Below are 16,246 nucleotides of genomic sequence, written 5' to 3'. Positions count from 1 at the left end.
CTCTTTCATTACCATGAAAGAGTTTTTTTATTCCTGCTATTTTCATGCATGGTTTTTTGTTTGCCCATGTCAATTTTTTTCGCACTCGTGTCATTTCTTCCCAAATGGCCTGCCTAGCCCAGTAATTTTAGTTCAGAATACAAAAGAAAGCTAGCATCATTTGTTTCTGGGCTTATTTAAAGATCCCCCTTCCTATCAACCTACATGTGTTTACATGATTTACTCCACCGATATAGGACTTTATTTAGGTAAGCCATCATTGCACAGGGCGGAAGCCGAAAAACCCTAAAAATGAGTAGGCAACCAATAAACTATAACATGGCAAAATTAGCAAACGTAGAAGAAGGTGCCGTATACGAAGGATACGACAACTTATTCGCATCAGAATGGTGTACGCCATCCTTTTTAGGGTGTAGCGTATGTGTAGCGGCCAGCGCCGTTAAAGGTCAGGTAACGCTGACTATCGGATTAAAGACTCCTTTTGGAAATGTAAGCAAAAGCTTCAGCTTCAACACAAACGTAAGCTATACGTGGCAGCCTTTTAGCAGATTCAAAATTACCGTGAGCATCACTAACTTTAACGAAGCTGGTGGTGTTTTTAGTTTTGACCTAGGGCTAAATCCATGTGTCGATATTCCTTTTGTAGGATGGAAATGTTTCAACTACAGCCATCACTTTAGCGTGCCGTTGGCGCTTAATGGTATCGAGAACAATATCGACGATACGCAGTTTGCAAGCATCATAGCATTGCATGCTGGAAATGCGTTCGATTCTTCTTGTGGTTGTGATGAAAAAGGGTCTTCTTTATTGCAAGGCGACATCTACAACAACTTCTTAAGAAGCCAAGGAGCAGCAGGTTTCCCTACTATTCCAATCACGCAGTGCTTGCCGATTCCTACAGTGCAGTGTATCCCTACGATTACCTCTTGCGTAACAGGGATTTCGCCAATCTGCAGCTCACAGCAAGACGCTAGCAACTTAGGAGCTGGATTCCCGACAATTCCAATCACGCAATGTCTGCCGATTCCTACTGTTCAGTGTATCCCAACCGTTACATCTTGCGTAACAGGGATTTCGCCAATCTGCAGCGCTCAGCAAGAGGCTAACGTTGGTGCTGGATTTCCGACAATTCCAATTACACAGTGTTTTCCGATTCCTACTGTAAAATGTATCCCAACCGTTACATCTTGCGTTACAGGAGTATCGCCTATCTGTCTTACTCAGCAAGATGCTAACGCAGGCGCTGGATTTCCGACAATTCCGATTACGCAGTGTCTTCCGATTCCTACTGTAAAATGTATTCCAACCATTACATCTTGCGTAACAGGGATATCGCCTATCTGTCTTGCTCAGCAAGAAGGTAACGTAGGCGCTGGATTTCCGACAATTCCGATCACGCAGTGTCTTCCGATTCCTACTGTAAAATGTATTCCAACCATTACATCTTGCGTAACAGGAATATCGCCTATCTGTCTTGCTCAGCAAGGAGGTAATAATGTAGGCGCAGGATTTCCGACAATTCCGGTAACACAGTGTTTTCCAATTCCTACTGTAAAATGTATTCCTACTATTACATCTTGCATGACAGGAATATCGCCAATCTGTAGCGCACAGCAAGGAGGAAACAACTTAGGAGCTGGTATCATCCCTACGGAAACACCATTCCTATGTCCTCCAACATTGCCAGTATCATGTGCTCCAACGTTGCCGACATCTTGTTTTCCGACATTGACACCAACTTGTTTCCCTCGTCCTACCCAGCCTGTTCTATGTCCTCCGACAATTGTAGGTGCGTGTAACACAAACCCGGTGATCTGTCGTCATACAAACCAAGGCGGTTCTGAAGGCGTAAATGCAGCAGCGGTTCCGACCTTGCCTGTAGACCAATGTGTACCTACGGTATCATGTATTCCAACTATATCTTGTATTCCAACTGTTTCTTGTACAGGAATACCATTTATCTGTTAAGAATGTTCTTTTTTATAGCCCGCAAGCGTAAATCTTGCGGGTTATTCTTATCAACCCTTAAAAAATGCCTACCATGCAATTAGTTCCAGAAAACGTATACCATTACCTGCGCAAACGGCAGCTCATTGATGAAGCCGCCGCTGTCAAAGGTCATTTTATGATACATCCTGTAGCGACCCGAAATACCATCTTGAAGGTAATCGTAGAACCTCATAATTCGCTTTTTGTCAAACAGACAGGGAATGATACTGTTGCCAAGAGCCTCTTCTTGAGAGAAGTGAGTGCCTACCAATTGTTTAAGAATGCCATAGAATTTGCGCCTGTCGCTACTATTGCCGCACCGCTCCTAGATTATGATGATGAGAACAACATCATGGTTTCTGCACTGCTATATAATGCAAGAAACCTTTCTGAGCACTATATGCTCACCCAAAACTTCGACGTATCTCTTGCCCAAGGGCAAGCTATTATATTGGCCAACTGCCATATCATGCCCAATGCCGGAACCGACGTATCTGCTTTTCCGAAACTGCTGCCGTGGGTACTACAGCTCGACCGCCACAATGCCGATGCTTTTTTTGCAAACAGCGAGGCCAGCGCATCCGTCATACAGCTCATCAAAGACAACACCCTGCTGTTAAATGCTTTGAAAGAACTGGCTTCTTCATGGCAGTGTACGCACCTCATCCATGGCGATATCAAATGGATTAATTTCCTTGCGGTAGAAGACGAAAACGGATTGAGCCAAAGGCTGATCGATTGGGAACTAGCCGATATCGGCGACCCGATGTGGGACGTTGCCGGTCTTGTGCAATCGTATGTCACAGCTTGGCTTCTGGGATTTGACAATGGCAATCCGCACAGCACGGAATTGCCAGAATACATGAAGCTTTATGAAATCAAGAACATGCAACCTTCTGCCCGCGCTTTTATCTATCAATACCTAGAATCGAAGGGCTATCCCGAATCAGAGCATGCTGCTTTTTTTACAAGGCTGATGCAGTTTACCGCTGCCCGAATCATACAGACCAGCGTAGAAGGCATTACTTTCAACAGCAAGGTCGAAGCCAATAACATGCGCTGCATACAGCTTGCCTTTAATATCATGAAAGATCCGTTGGCAGCGTTGGACGAATTGTTTAACATAAAACTGTACCACTATGTTTGAGGATAAGGCTGTTCTTAAAGAACTCGTCAGGCTTGCCAGCCAATTAGAAATCTATGCTACGCATCTTGTATTCAAAGGGAAGCGCTATGAAACGGCACCTCAGGCTGCTGCGCCGCTGCTCACCAGCTTATTGTATTCTGAATGTTATGCCTTAAAAGAGCGCTATCAGATAGGAATGGCTGCCATGCCGCAACATTTTGCTGAGGATACGACGCATTTTATCAATCTGCTTTCACAGAACAACCATAGCAAAGACAGGATAGAACCAGGCTGGACCATCAAAAACAATTATTCAAATGGACATGTCGAGGTTACAAGGCATACCGAAAGCCATATTGTTCCTTATAGTGCTTTGAGAGATTTGCCTTCCGGAACTTCGGCAAGCATCGGGCAGACCGTTTCGGTGTTTTTTCCGAAAGAAGACCGGAACCGTCAGCCTACCTTTTATTACATCTTTAGCAATACAGGAATGGACATTTCCCAAAACCTGACCCGTATTTATTGGAACTGTACCAGCGAAGGCGCTCCGGTATTGATTGATGCAATTACGAAAAAGCTGAATTACTACGGCATTCCGTTTCTTTTCAAATGCCTTAATCATCCCACCCTCTATTTCCGCCGCGATGCCGCGGTGTTGTATGTGGAGGATATACTGATGCCGTTGCTCCAGCTGCTGTTGCCTGACATCTGCGAGACGATGGCGCCGTATTTGGAAGAGGACGTGCCTCTTTTCTCGTATGCTTATCGAAAAGGAGTCGGCATAGCCGAAAGTCCGAATACGCAGGAAAGCTTTGGCATGAACCGGATAGCCATCGTAGCGGATGTACTGCTGCAGGCGTTTCCAAAAAACCTGACTCCAGAAGAAACCGTTCAAGAAATTGCCGCGGCTTTTCTCCAGAAAGGAATCAGCCCTAAGGCGACTTTCTTAAACAAAGGATCGAGAATCACATTTAACTAAAAGACAGCACACATGAACCCAATCGATAAAAATACTTTTCTTGATACTGCCTGGAACATCGGCTGCCAGCTTATCAAGACCAGCATATGGCATGGCGACTCTTGCAACTGGCAAGGCTATTCCATCGAGGCTTTAAACGGACAATACCAAGGCGTCTGGAAAGCTTTTGGCTCCGACATTTATTCCGGAACGGCCGGCATCGCACTTTTCTTGACCGCTTTATATAAAGAAAAAAAGGATACTATCTTACTCAAGACCATTGGAGGCGCTGTCGAACAGATGAAGTCGACCATGTACCAAGCGCCTGAGCATGGCTTTTATGCCGGAAAACCGGGCATAGCCGCAGCATTGATTAAAATCGGAACAGAACTGGACCGCAAGGATTGGATCGAGGACGGCATCGCTCTTTTACAGACCGTATCTTCTTCTTCGCTCCAATCGTATGAGATTGATGTCATAAGCGGCGCAGCAGGAACGATACCAGTGCTTTTAGAAGCGCATGAAGAATTCCAAAAGAAAGAATTTCTAGACAAGGCGGTGGCATTAGGGCATCTATTGTGCGATGCTGCCGTACAAAACGGCGAAGCTTGGTCTTGGGCCACGGTTCCGTCACAAAAAAACCTGACGGGCTTCTCGCACGGTTCGTCGGGTATAGCGCTGGCCTTGCTGCAGCTGTATGAAGCTACAAAAGAGAAACGGTTTTTGGCAGGTGCCGAAGGAGGCTTTACTTACGAAAGGCACTCTTTTGATGCTTCGCAGCAGAACTGGCCTGATTTCAGGGACGGGGTATCGACGCCTACAGCAAAGGTCTGCGGCTTGGCTTGGTGCCACGGAGCGCCCGGCATTGCTCTTTCTAGGCTAAAGGCGAATCAGGTAAAAGCGGATGCTGTCTTTACGCAAGAAATGGAAGCGGCCTTGACAACCACTACGTCTAGCGTCTACCGCGTGCTTACCGACAACTTAAACAATACGAATTATTCTTTATGCCACGGAATCGCGGGCAATGCGGAAATTTTGCTGGATTGCGGCGGTACGGAATACCACCAGCTTGCGGAAGCTGTTGGAACTGCGGGCATCCAGAAATACCAAAACAACAGGATTTCATGGCCTACGGGCTTGAATACCGGACAGTATACACCGGGACTGATGATGGGAATCGCGGGAACGGGTTACTTTTACCTTCGACTGTTTAATAAAAACCGACATCCATCTTTATTGCTTCCGGGGTTGTATAATTGATTAACAGCCTCTTTTTTCCCCCAAGCTTTAAGCAGCAATGCCTCTCGATGGAGAGGCATTGTTTTTTTATAATTTCTTGATGTAGCTTCCGTACAGGTCGTTGAACTGGTAGCCTTTGATGATTCGGTCCTTGCTGAGCTTGTTGTATTCGACCAAGCCCCAGAGCACGAATTCTTTCATGAAATAGGTATCTTCGGGCGCCACATCGGGCTGGTATTTGGCAATCAAGGCTCTAAGTGGGATGATGGAATCCAATTGCTGTTTGTATTCGGCATCGGGCGCATCGTCTAGCAGCTCAAAGCCGCTTTCGTTGAAGAACCAGTCTATTATTTCTTTGTAAGGGCTTTTGTCTTCTTGTCTTTCTAGCTTTTCTATCTTAGGGAAATAAAGCGGGAAAAACGTCTTGATGGCATCGCCTATCAGATGTTGTGCTACTACTCCTGCTCCTTCTTGCTCGCCTTCGTAGACCAATTCTACTTTTCCGGTAATTGCAGGTATGATGCCCATAAAGTCGGCCAAGCGCAGCGTTGTTTTTTCTGCTCCTGCTTTAAGAGCGCGTCGTTCGGCAGTACTTAACAGGTTTTCAAAGGCAGTAATGCTCAAACGGGCACTGACACCGCTTTTGTTATCAATAAATTCGCTTTCACGTGCTTCAAAGCTGATCTGCTCTAGCAAGTCTTTGGCTATTGACGGAACGTGGATGAGATCGCTCTGGCGGCTGTCAAGATTGGATTCTTGTTCGGTAATCGTTCTCGCAATCTCGATGGTTTCTGGATAGTGCGTAAGTATCTGCGAGCCGATCCTATCTTTCAAAGGCGTCACGATGCTGCCTCTGTTGGTATAGTCTTCTGGGTTGGCCGTAAACACAAACTGCATGTCGAGGGCAAGACGTAATTTGAATCCGCGAATCTGGATATCGCCTTCTTGCAGGATATTGAACAGTGCTACTTGGATTCGGGCTTGCAAATCGGGCAATTCGTTGATGACAAAGATGCAGCGGTTGGCTCTTGGTATCATTCCGAAATGGATTACTCGGTCATCGGCATACGAAAGTTTTAGGTTGGCGGCTTTGATCGGGTCTACATCGCCAATCAGGTCGGCAACGGTAACGTCTGGCGTGGCCAGCTTTTCAAAAAAGCGTTCGTCTCTGTGGATCCATGCAATCGGAGTATTATCTCCTTCTGCTGCAATCAGGTCTTTGGCAAATCGTGAAATAGGCTTCAGCGGATCGTCGTTGATTTCTGAGCCTGCCACAATAGGCATCCATTCGTCGAGCAGCGTGATCATCAGGCGCGCCAGTCGGGTCTTGGCTTGACCGCGCAATCCTAAAAGGTTGATGTTGTGTCGGGAAAGTATGGCTCTTTCGAGTTCGGGTATTACGGAATCTTCGTAACCGTGTACGCCATGGAAAACGGTTTCTCCTTTGCTTATTTTCTGGCGAAGGTTGTCGCGCAGTTCGTCTTTGATGCTTTTGGATTCATAGCCGGATTTTTTTAATTCTCCGAGGGTTTTTATAGTTGCTGCTTTCATTGTATCCTGTATTGTTTGCTTAAAAGCGGGCCTCCTTTGGCCTGCTTATTTTATTCTTTTTTTTCTGTTGGTTTCGTAATCTTCAAAAATCATTTCTCCTAATCCTTTCAGTCCGGTGTAGAACGCCTTTCCTTGGTTCGCTTCGGTAAAGTGATTGACAAACTGCTGCAGATAGGGATCGTTCGCAATCATAAATGTAGTGATCGGAATGTGAAGTTTTCGGGCCTGCTGCGCCATCGTATAGCATTTGTCTACGATATATTCGTCGAGTCCGTTGCTGTTCATGTAATACGAGCCATCGCGTTCGCGAACGCAGCTCGGCTTTCCGTCCGTAATCATAAAGATCTGCTTGTTGGTATTGCGCTTTCGGCGTAACAAGTCCATGGCCAGCTCTAATCCGGCTACCGTATTGGTATGGTACGGTCCGACCTTGAGGTAAGGCAAGTCTTTGATGGCAATCGGCCAGGCATCGTTTCCGAACACCAAGATATCCAACGTGTCTTTCGGATAGCGTGTCGTAATCAGTTCTGCTAATGCCATAGCTACTTTTTTAGCGGGCGTGATACGGTCTTCGCCATACAGCACCATGCTATGGCTGATATCGATCATCAGTACCGTGCTCATCTGTGCCTTGAATTGGGAATCTTCTACTACCAAATCATCTTCGGTCAGCTTAAAGCTGTCGATGCCGTTGTTGATCTGGGCATTTTTAAGACTTTCGGTCAGCGAAATGCGTTCGAGGCTATCGCCAAAGTGGAATTCCCGGAATTCTCCCGTATGTTCGTCGCCGCTTCCGGAATATTTAGTCTTGTGGTTGCCCGAACCGCTTCGCTTAAGATTGCCGAAAATCTGGTCAAGGGCTTGCTGGCGTATGGCTCTTTCTGTTTTTGCCGTGATGGCAAGTCCGCCAGAACCGTCGTCTTTAATTTCTTCTCGTATAAATCCTTTCTTTTTTAAGTCTTCGATGAAATCATCGATAGTGTAGTTTGAATCGGTCAGTTTGTATTCTTTGTCTAGTTCGCGAAGCCAGTCTATGGCCTCGTCCAAATCGCCTGAAGTGTGCGTAATCAATTCTTTGAAAATCTCGAAGAGCTTATCAAACGGAGACAAATTTGGAGCTTCGTATTGCTTGAATAGAAAGCCTTTTCTTTTGTTAGTTTCCATAGAGGATAAAATTAATGCTTAATGGAATGTGTTGGCTTGAAACAGGTATTAATTTTTAGTTAAAATGAAACTGTGGGGAATTTCGAATTTCTTATTGGTTACAGTATTTGGTTGTGCTTATTGTTAATTGAATTACTCTTATTGTTTGTGTATTGGTTTGTAAAGTTAGCTGCCTAGTTTGGATTGTCAGTTGCATAATTCAAACTATTGAAATCGATCTTGCCTTTTTAAAGCGTTGCTGTTTGAGAATGTTGAGAAGTATTTTGCGTAAATTTTTATTCCAGTAGGATTTGGAATAGATTTGTGGCAAATTTTATAGCGTATGACAGATTATTTTCACGACCAAGCCTATTCTAATGAGGTCTATACGGAAGATGCTTTTAACTTGAGAGAATTTGAGGCGTGTACTTTTACGGGTTGTGATTTTACTCGCTGCAACTTTATCGGCGTGGCGTTTACCGATTGTACTTTTATCAACTGCGATTTTAGCGGTGCCCGAATCAACCATGTGGCTTTTCGAGGCGTGAGTTTTATCGACTGCCAGGTATTGGACGTGAATTTTTCGATGTGCGACAAGCTGATCTTTGAGATTCATTTCAAGGATTGCATTCTTGATTTTGCCAAGTTTTATGACCTCAAGATGAAAGGCACTACGTTCACGAACTGCAGCATGATTGCGCTTGACTTTATGAATACGGATTTGACGAATGTACTGTTTGACAACTGCAACCTGCACAAGTCGGTTTTTAATAATACGACGGCTATCAAGGCTGATTTTACGACGAGTTATAATTTCTCTATCGATCCGGAGAAAAACAAAATCAAAAAAGCCAGCTTTTCATTAGCTGGCTTGAAAGGTTTATTGGATAAGCACGAATTGGTCATTCGCGGCTGATTATCCGTGTATGGTTTCGCTTTTTCCGTAATTTTCAATGATGGAGGCTTCAAACTCAAGCCATTCTCTCCAGCGTTTCTCGACATCGATTCCGTGGCCGTATTTTCGGGCATAGGTAATAAATGTGGTGTAGTGTCCGGCTTCGCTTTCCATCAGCTCCCAATAGAATTTGGATAGTTCTTCGTCTTTGATGTTTTCTGAAAGGACTTTAAAACGTTCACAGCTTCTGGCTTCAATCATGGCAGAGAAGAGCATTCTTTCTACGAATCCTGAGACACGGCTTCCAGTATTGCTGCGTTTCATGTATTGTGCCAGCTCTCCTACGTATTCGTCTTTGCGCTCGCGGCCTAACGTGAGTCCTCTTTTTTTGATGATGTTATGTACCATTTCAAAATGCTCTATTTCTTCTTTTGCCAACGCCAGCATATCAGTTACCAAGTCAGGGTATTCTGAATTGATGGTAATAATCGTGATCGCATTGGAAGCAGCTTTCTGTTCACACCACGCATGGTCTGTCAGGATTTCTTCAATGTTTTTCTCAACAATATTTACCCATCTTGGGTCGGTCGGCAATTTTAGGCGCAGCATAGACATAGTGACTGTTTTAGGCTACAAATTTAGGGATTTGTTTTGAATTGCGCTATAAGGTTCTGAGGCGCTAAGGTGTTGAGTTACTAAGATTGCTTCTGATTATAAACGCTAAAAGGAGCTTCGGCTTGGCCTTGCTCCTTTTAACTACTGAACTCAAATTGCTAATTCTTGACTCTGTTCTGCTCGCTTTCTGAGCCTGTGCTTTCGTGTTCTTCTCTGGCTTTGAAAGATTTCCCAAAGCTATAGGTGAAAGTCAGGGCCGCAAAACGGGTATCGCCTTTGTTTTTATAGGTGGCATCGGTGAGCTTGAGGTTGTTGATGGTTCCTGTGTTGATGTTGGTATAAAAAATATCATTGACAGCGAATTTTAGGTTGCCTTTTCCTTGTAGTATCTTTTTTTGGACGCCTAAGTTTACGGCTCCTCGTGCTCCTACCGTGAATTGTGCAGATTCAATTTTTGAGGTGTACCTGCCGCTTATTTCTCCCGACCATCCGTCTTTAAACTTCAAGCGATTCAGTACAGAAACAAACCAGAAAACTCCTTGCGTATCAAGATTTTCTGTATAGAGCTGGCTCTTATAGCTGGTATGTACCAATTCTGAATAGAGGTTTGTAGACAGCCAGTCGTTTATAGCCAGGTCTGAATTGACGTTGATGCTGAGCGCTTGGCTCTTGCCAATATTTCCAGGACGGCTGTAATAGATTCCGTCATTAATTTCGATCGTCTCATTGATTTCGTCTTCAGAATTCATGTAAGTAAGCGTGGTCGAAAACAGGCTTTTATAATTATACGAGAGCTCAACATTGTGCGAAAACGAAGGATTCAGATAGGGGTTTCCGGAATAGTAGGTAAACTTATCCAACGGACTCAGGAACGGATTGAGGTCTTGAAAATAGGGACGGTTGATTCTTTTGCCGTAAGAAACTACCATCTGGTTGTTGCCCACCGAATCTAATTTATACGACACAAAGAGCGTCGGAAAAAGATTGGTATAGTCTTTCTTGAATCGCGATGCAGGCTTGACGATGTTGCCCAGCTGATTTCCTTTTGAGATTGTAGTCTCGAGCCTCCATCCTGTCTGGAACGAAAAGCGCTTGAAGTTTTGACTGTAATTAATATAGAGGGCATTGATTGTTTCGTCGTATTTGAAATGGTTACTGCTGTCGTAATTAGGAACAGGAATATTATCCATGACATCGGCATAGTCGGCGATATTGTCGGTTTTTGAGTAGCTGATCTTGTATCCGGCTTCAAGCTTGCCTTGTTTTTTAAAAGGATGCGTATAATCGGACTTAAAAGTATAGATGCTAATATTCGACGGCAAATGGCCTCTCAACTCGTCTTGTTCTGAAAGCGTATTGTCGGGCTGATAGATGTAATTCTTAAAATTCTGGTCGATCTCGTTTTCATATTTTATATAATCGGCATCCATCGTGATTTTCCTTCCAATAGTATCAAATTCATGACGGAAATTTAGGTTGACTCCTGCATTTTTGAATTTGTTGTCTTCTCTATTGTCGGCAATAATAGTAGAATCTAAAACACCAAAGGCATTCGTAAGGCTGCTTTTGCCAGATTTTTTTTCTTTGCCGGATTTGAGCAGCCCGATGAGGCTCATTCCGAAAGTCGATTTTTCAGAAGCATAATAATCCATCCCAATCTTAGCATTACCCGTAGTGACCTTATTTCTCATAATAGTATTCTGGTCGAAAAGGCTTTTGGTACTTCCGTCTTCATTTTTATATCTTCTAAAAATATCGAGATCGTTGACAAATTTTTGATTGGCATAGTTTACATTCCCGAAAAGACGGATCTTATTGTCGGTGTAATTAAGATTCAGTCCATCTCGATAATGGGTTCTTTTTCCTTGGGAAATTCGAGAGGTCACGCTTCCGTTAAAACCTCTGGCCTTGCTTTTTTTGGTCTTGATATTGATTACGCCAGCGCTTCCTGCGGCATCATACTGCGCAGGAGGATTGGTCATGATTTCGATCTGATCTAGCGTACTGGCAGGGAGTGATTTTAGGTAGACTTCCAAATCGGCCCCGGATAAATAAGTCGGCTTATCGTCTATAAAAACCATAACGCCGGATTTTCCTTTAAGCTTGATGGTTCCGTTTTCTTCCACGATAATTCCGGGCGATTTTTCAAGGACTTCCATCGCATCTGCTCCTGCGTTTGAGATCATGGCATCGACATTAACCACCGTACGGTCTATCTTTCTTTCGACAAAGTTTTTTTGTTTTTGGATGACGACTTCGTTGAGGTTATTGACTTCCGAAGGCTGCAGGTTGATTTCTCCTAGAGAAACGGATTCTTGGGCGACTGCAATTGACTGGCTTTCGTATTTGGTATAGCCAAGATATTCAATGGAAATTTTATAGTTGTTTTCTTTGAGGCTGGAAAACTCAAAGCTTCCGTCTTGGTCAGAGAATTGTGTCTTGATCAGCGAGTTGTCTTCTGCCAAAAGAAGCGACACTACTGTCGCTTCAAGTGGGCTATGACCCGTTCCTGTAATTTTTCCAATGATTTTCCCAGACGATTGGGCTCCGGCAATTCCGGAATAGAGCAGCAAGAGGCTGGCCAGTTTTTTTAGCATTTTGATTGATTGATTTGATGATGATTGAAACTCTGCTTGATTAGGGCATTTTATTTTTTCTAAGCTTTACATTTTGCTACAAGGTCTTGCGCGGTTACGTCATAATTATAATAAACAGCACTAATGTTTGGCTTTAGGTATTTTTTTAATTGGTTATGAACTGTTCCTGTAATGGCTTTTCCGTTTACGATGATACTATCGTGCGAAAGTTTATAGGATAGGTTGTCTGTGCTCGCGATGGCTTTTTCTTTGGCCAAGACTTGGATAATCTGTCTGCTCAAATTGTCTGTATCGTTTGGAATGACGATGTTGCCTGTCCTTTTATCTTTGGCTTCTCTATTATAGTTTCTGTAAAGGCTGTCTTGGTTGTATTTTATTTTTTGCAAGTTGTATTTTTCCTGTGTAGCACGTTTGATTTCAAACATTTTAGCTCTTTCCAATTGAAGTTTGGCTTTTTGGTTTACCAGCCACATTTCTTTCTTACTGTTCGATATCTCGTCTTTTTTAGACTGAATGGCTGCTATGCGTTTTTCGCTTGCTTTTATTTTGCGTTCGGCACGTTCGTTGTTCGCTTGAATCCTGCTGTTCATGGCATCTTGTCTGCTTATCACGTAATTCTGTCCTGTTGCAATAGGCTCTGCTTTGGCTAGAGGAGCAACGTTCGTGTTCGGCATAACACACACACCTGATGCTTGTGCTTGCTCAAAAGTCATCGGCCTTATGGGCTGAAAAGTAGCTCCTGTAGTTGTTCTGTATTTATCCGCTTCTACTCTTGCTTTTTCGGCTTCTTTTCGGGCTTTTTCAGATTCTTTTCTTGCCTTCTCAGACTCTTTTCTGGCTTTCTCAGATTCTTTCCTTGCTATTTCGCTTTCTTTTCTAGCTTTTTCATGTTCTTTTCTGGCTACTTCGTGTTCTCTCCTAGCCTTATCATTTTCTTTTCGGGCCAGCTCGTGTTCTTTTCGGGCTTTTTCAGCATCAAGTTGTGCTTGTATTGCTTCTGCGTGGTATTGCTTGACTTCTTCTTCAGAAATTGTTCCTTCTTTTAAAGCTTTTTGCGCTTCATCTGCGGCAGCGACTGCTTCTATTCTAAATGCCTCAGCTTCTACTTTTGCGATGGCAGCTTCTTTTTGTGCTGCCTGTGCTTCCATTTTTACTTGTTGGATTTCTTCTTCCGTCAGCAGGTTATCTTTCGTCAGGTTTTTCAAGTAGGCTATCTCTGTATTACTTTCTTTTTCGGCTGTTTTTGCCGCTGTCGCCTTAGTATTTGAACAAGCAAAAGAGAAGGTTATTATCACGATAATGCAGATCGAAAGAAACGTTTTTTCTATCGTGTTTAATGACTTGTTGTTGTCTTGAACGATACGTTTGGCTCTTTCTAAAAGCTGGTTTTTATTTTTCCCGAAGCCAAGTGCCAATTGGTTTTGTTTCATATTGTATTCTTGGAAAGAAACCAAGGCATGGATGAAATTGGATTTGCTTTTGGTAATTCCGACAGCGATATCATCGCAACAATTTTCTCTTTCTTCTTTTATCAACGAGGATATCCATAGAAGTCCAGGGTTGAAAAAGAACAAGATTTCAGCAAAGCTCTGAAGCAAGTTGATAAAATAGTCTTTGCGGCGGATGTGTGCCAATTCGTGTAATAATATCGCTTCAATCTGGTCTTGCGGCAGATTGGAAAGCAGTCCTACAGGAATGAGGATAATCGGCTTGAAGAAACCGGTAACAGAGGGAACCTTAACGAGTTGAGACTCTAAAAGGACGATGTGTTTCTTGATATTCAGCTTTTCGCTTAATTCTGCTACTCTTCTGTTCCAATAGTCTGGAGCATCTTGAGTCCTGTAGTTTCTTATTCTGTAGATATTGCTCAAGCTTCTGAAAATACCAAAGCATTTTACAGAAAAAATCAAAAACCAAACGACCACGATTGTAGCGGCATATTCATTAAGATAACCGACTACTGCCTGAAAATAATTTGGCGTGTTTGCCACAGCCAAGGTTTCTGCATCTAAGGCTCCGGCAGTAATTATAGCACCGCCAGAAACGGCTGTTTCTTGCTGATATTCGTAACTAAACGTAAATCCAACGCTAATCATAAAGGCAAGGAATAGTCCTGATAGCCAGTTATAGCGTAAGGTTGCTTTGGATTTTTTCGTAAATACTATCACCAATCCGGCAAAAACTGCCAGAACCAATCCTTGCCACACAGAATGTACCAGTGTCCAAGAAATCGCTTTCAATAAATTTTCATTTGGCATTATCATAGTCGAAAATTTTAAGTTGCTACTCGTTTTCTAATTTGTCTAATAAGTTTCGAATTTCTTCGATTTCTTCTTTTGAAGTTTTTTTGTTTCCTAACAGTTGCATCATCAGACTGCTGCTGGAACCATTGTACATCGCGTCTACAAATTTTTCGAGAAGAAAGCCTTTTGTTTTTTTCTCTTCTATCGCCGGACTGTAGACGTGTTTCATCTGGGTCTTATCGCTAACAAGCATTCCTTTTTCGGTCATGATCTGCATCAATTTCAGGGTTGAGGTATATTGTACAGATCGTTTCTGCTCGTTGAGCTGGTCGTTTACAAATCGTACTGTTGCTGGCCCTGATTGCCATAATACTTGCAAGATTTCTAATTCTGATTTTGTGGGTTCTGACTGCATATCCTTTTCTATTTAATTTTTATTGCTTCTTTTCGTACCGACAGCTGTGGCTGTGTGACGATGTATTTGGCGATCTTATTGTTGTCTGCGACAAATTCGTAGAAAACTTCGGGCTGGTAGCCGTCTGCCAAAAACTTGTTTTCGGCAATCGGAATAAGCTCTATTTTAGATTCGGGATTCAGCCTTACATAGAGCTTGCCTTGGTCTAAAAACAATTCTCTTTCGTCTCCTTTTTCGTTTTTATAGGTGCCGGCCACTTTTTCTACTTTCTTACGGTCTGCTTTGTAAAGAGTTCCGAACAGGATGTTTTTGACTTGCTTCTGCGGAATTTTTGTTTTTCTTGACGATACATTCTGCAACAAAATTATCGTATAGTCGCGATCGAGATAGCGGGCAATGTACGTTACATATCCAGACCAGCCTCCGCTGTGCGATACGACCTTTCCGTAAATTTCGCTGGATGATATACCCCATCCGAAACCATAATTGGTAGGCAGCTTGTCTTTGGTCGTATAGGAACTGAATATCAATTCTTTGTCTTTTTCATTGACCAGCTTGTTTGTATATAAAGCTCTGTCCCATAACAACAAGTCTGATGCTGTAGAATTGACCATACCATCGCCTACAATTCCGTCAAGATAAACGGTATAGTACTTTTTGCCCATATCATCTGGAAAAATGAATTGCTTAAGGCTATCGGAATAGATGTGCCCGTGGGTGATATTCTGTATTTTCTCCGGCTTATACCATCTTCTGTAGACTCTCGTGTCTTTCATCTTTAATGGCTTGAAGATGTTTTCTTGCAGGTATTCGCCTAAACTTTGCTTAGATGCTCTTTCAATAATCGTAGCCAGTAACGCATAACCGGTATTGCTGTACTCGTGTTTTTCGTCTGGCTTGAATAAGACTGCTGGTTTCAGCTTGACAAATAAATCGATAATAGTCTGGTTGGTAGCGAAATCGTCGTTATTTTCTTCTTGGCTCATCAGTTCCATATAATCAGGAAGCCCTCCTGTATGTATTAGCAGGTTTTTTATTGTAATATCATTATACATCGATAATTCTGGCAGGTATTTGCTGATCGGATCGTCATAAGAAAGCTTTCCTTGTTTTTGTAAAAGAACGATTCCCATGGCAGTAAATTGTTTGGTGACAGAAGCTAATTCAAAAACGGAATTACTTTTCAGCTTTTCTTTGGTCTTGAAATCGGCATATCCCACTGATCTTTCATAGATGACTTTGCCTTTTTCTGCAATCAAGACATTCCCATTAAAAGAGCTATCTTTTTCAACCGCCATGAAAAGGCTGTCCAATTTTTCAGCTTTTGTCTGCGCGATGGCCGCTTGGACTAAAAATAAGGCGGAAAGTGTAACTAATTTTATCATTTGTTTTTTGATTGATTGATTTGATTGATGGTTCCCTTTAGAACATAAATTATTCTTGAACAAACCAAAGGTAGGAAATTTTTCGTACGA

General features: G+C 43.0%; 12 protein-coding genes. 5 read left to right on the top strand and 7 right to left on the bottom strand.

What is annotated here, in order from left to right; all coding sequences use genetic code 11:
* Positions 1-318: 318 nt before the first annotated feature.
* The 4 genes from OLM56_RS10515 to OLM56_RS10500 all read left to right on the top strand — a co-directional run bounded on the left by OLM56_RS10515 (position 319) and on the right by OLM56_RS10500 (position 5,333).
* Complete coding sequence (locus OLM56_RS10515) at positions 319-1,968, top strand: hypothetical protein (RefSeq protein ID WP_264526927.1); 1,650 nt, start codon at positions 319-321, stop codon at positions 1,966-1,968.
* Between the two features lie 73 nt (positions 1,969-2,041).
* The gene (locus tag OLM56_RS10510; RefSeq protein WP_264526926.1) at positions 2,042-3,136 is read left to right on the top strand and encodes a phosphotransferase family protein; all 1,095 of its coding nucleotides are present in this window, start codon (positions 2,042-2,044) and stop codon (positions 3,134-3,136) included.
* Complete coding sequence (locus OLM56_RS10505; RefSeq protein ID WP_264526925.1) at positions 3,129-4,094, top strand: T3SS effector HopA1 family protein; 966 nt, start codon at positions 3,129-3,131, stop codon at positions 4,092-4,094. Before OLM56_RS10510 ends, OLM56_RS10505 begins: the two co-directional genes overlap by 8 nt.
* 12 nt (positions 4,095-4,106) lie before the next feature.
* On the top strand, positions 4,107-5,333 hold the full coding sequence (locus OLM56_RS10500) for a lanthionine synthetase LanC family protein (RefSeq protein WP_264526924.1): 1,227 nt from the start codon (positions 4,107-4,109) through the stop codon (positions 5,331-5,333).
* 66 nt (positions 5,334-5,399) lie between these two features.
* Here OLM56_RS10500 and OLM56_RS10495 read toward each other — a convergent pair whose 3' ends face one another.
* Together OLM56_RS10495 and OLM56_RS10490 are read right to left on the bottom strand one after the other, a co-directional pair.
* Positions 5,400-6,863, bottom strand: coding sequence for an AAA family ATPase (locus OLM56_RS10495; RefSeq protein WP_264526923.1), 1,464 nt, complete (start codon positions 6,861-6,863; stop codon positions 5,400-5,402).
* A gap of 45 nt (positions 6,864-6,908) precedes the next feature.
* Entirely contained in the window at positions 6,909-8,027 is a 1,119-nt protein-coding gene (locus OLM56_RS10490; RefSeq protein WP_121376497.1) for a vWA domain-containing protein, read from the bottom strand.
* Between the two features lie 322 nt (positions 8,028-8,349).
* Between OLM56_RS10490 and OLM56_RS10485 the strand changes: the two genes are divergently transcribed.
* Complete coding sequence (locus OLM56_RS10485; protein WP_264526922.1) at positions 8,350-8,922, top strand: pentapeptide repeat-containing protein; 573 nt, start codon at positions 8,350-8,352, stop codon at positions 8,920-8,922.
* On the opposite strand, the gene OLM56_RS10480 is transcribed toward OLM56_RS10485, so the two are convergent.
* The 5 genes from OLM56_RS10480 to OLM56_RS10460 all read right to left on the bottom strand — a co-directional run bounded on the left by OLM56_RS10480 (position 8,923) and on the right by OLM56_RS10460 (position 16,156).
* Entirely contained in the window at positions 8,923-9,510 is a 588-nt protein-coding gene (locus tag OLM56_RS10480; RefSeq protein ID WP_170148787.1) for a tRNA-(ms[2]io[6]A)-hydroxylase, read from the bottom strand. It lies immediately after the preceding gene.
* A gap of 164 nt (positions 9,511-9,674) precedes the next feature.
* Complete coding sequence (locus OLM56_RS10475) at positions 9,675-12,113, bottom strand: outer membrane beta-barrel family protein (RefSeq protein ID WP_264526921.1); 2,439 nt, start codon at positions 12,111-12,113, stop codon at positions 9,675-9,677.
* Between the two features lie 59 nt (positions 12,114-12,172).
* The gene (locus tag OLM56_RS10470; protein ID WP_264526920.1) at positions 12,173-14,377 is read right to left on the bottom strand and encodes a M56 family metallopeptidase; all 2,205 of its coding nucleotides are present in this window, start codon (positions 14,375-14,377) and stop codon (positions 12,173-12,175) included.
* 19 nt (positions 14,378-14,396) lie between these two features.
* Complete coding sequence (locus tag OLM56_RS10465) at positions 14,397-14,771, bottom strand: BlaI/MecI/CopY family transcriptional regulator (RefSeq protein WP_121376502.1); 375 nt, start codon at positions 14,769-14,771, stop codon at positions 14,397-14,399.
* Between the two features lie 8 nt (positions 14,772-14,779).
* Entirely contained in the window at positions 14,780-16,156 is a 1,377-nt protein-coding gene (locus OLM56_RS10460; RefSeq protein ID WP_264526919.1) for a serine hydrolase domain-containing protein, read from the bottom strand.
* Between the last annotated feature and the right edge of the window lie 90 nt (positions 16,157-16,246).

It is taken from the genome of Flavobacterium sp. N2550 (assembly GCF_025947265.1).
Lineage (GTDB): Bacteria > Bacteroidota > Bacteroidia > Flavobacteriales > Flavobacteriaceae > Flavobacterium > Flavobacterium endophyticum.
Note: the sequence above shows the minus strand (reverse complement) of the source record. Positions and strands in the feature narration are given on the sequence as shown.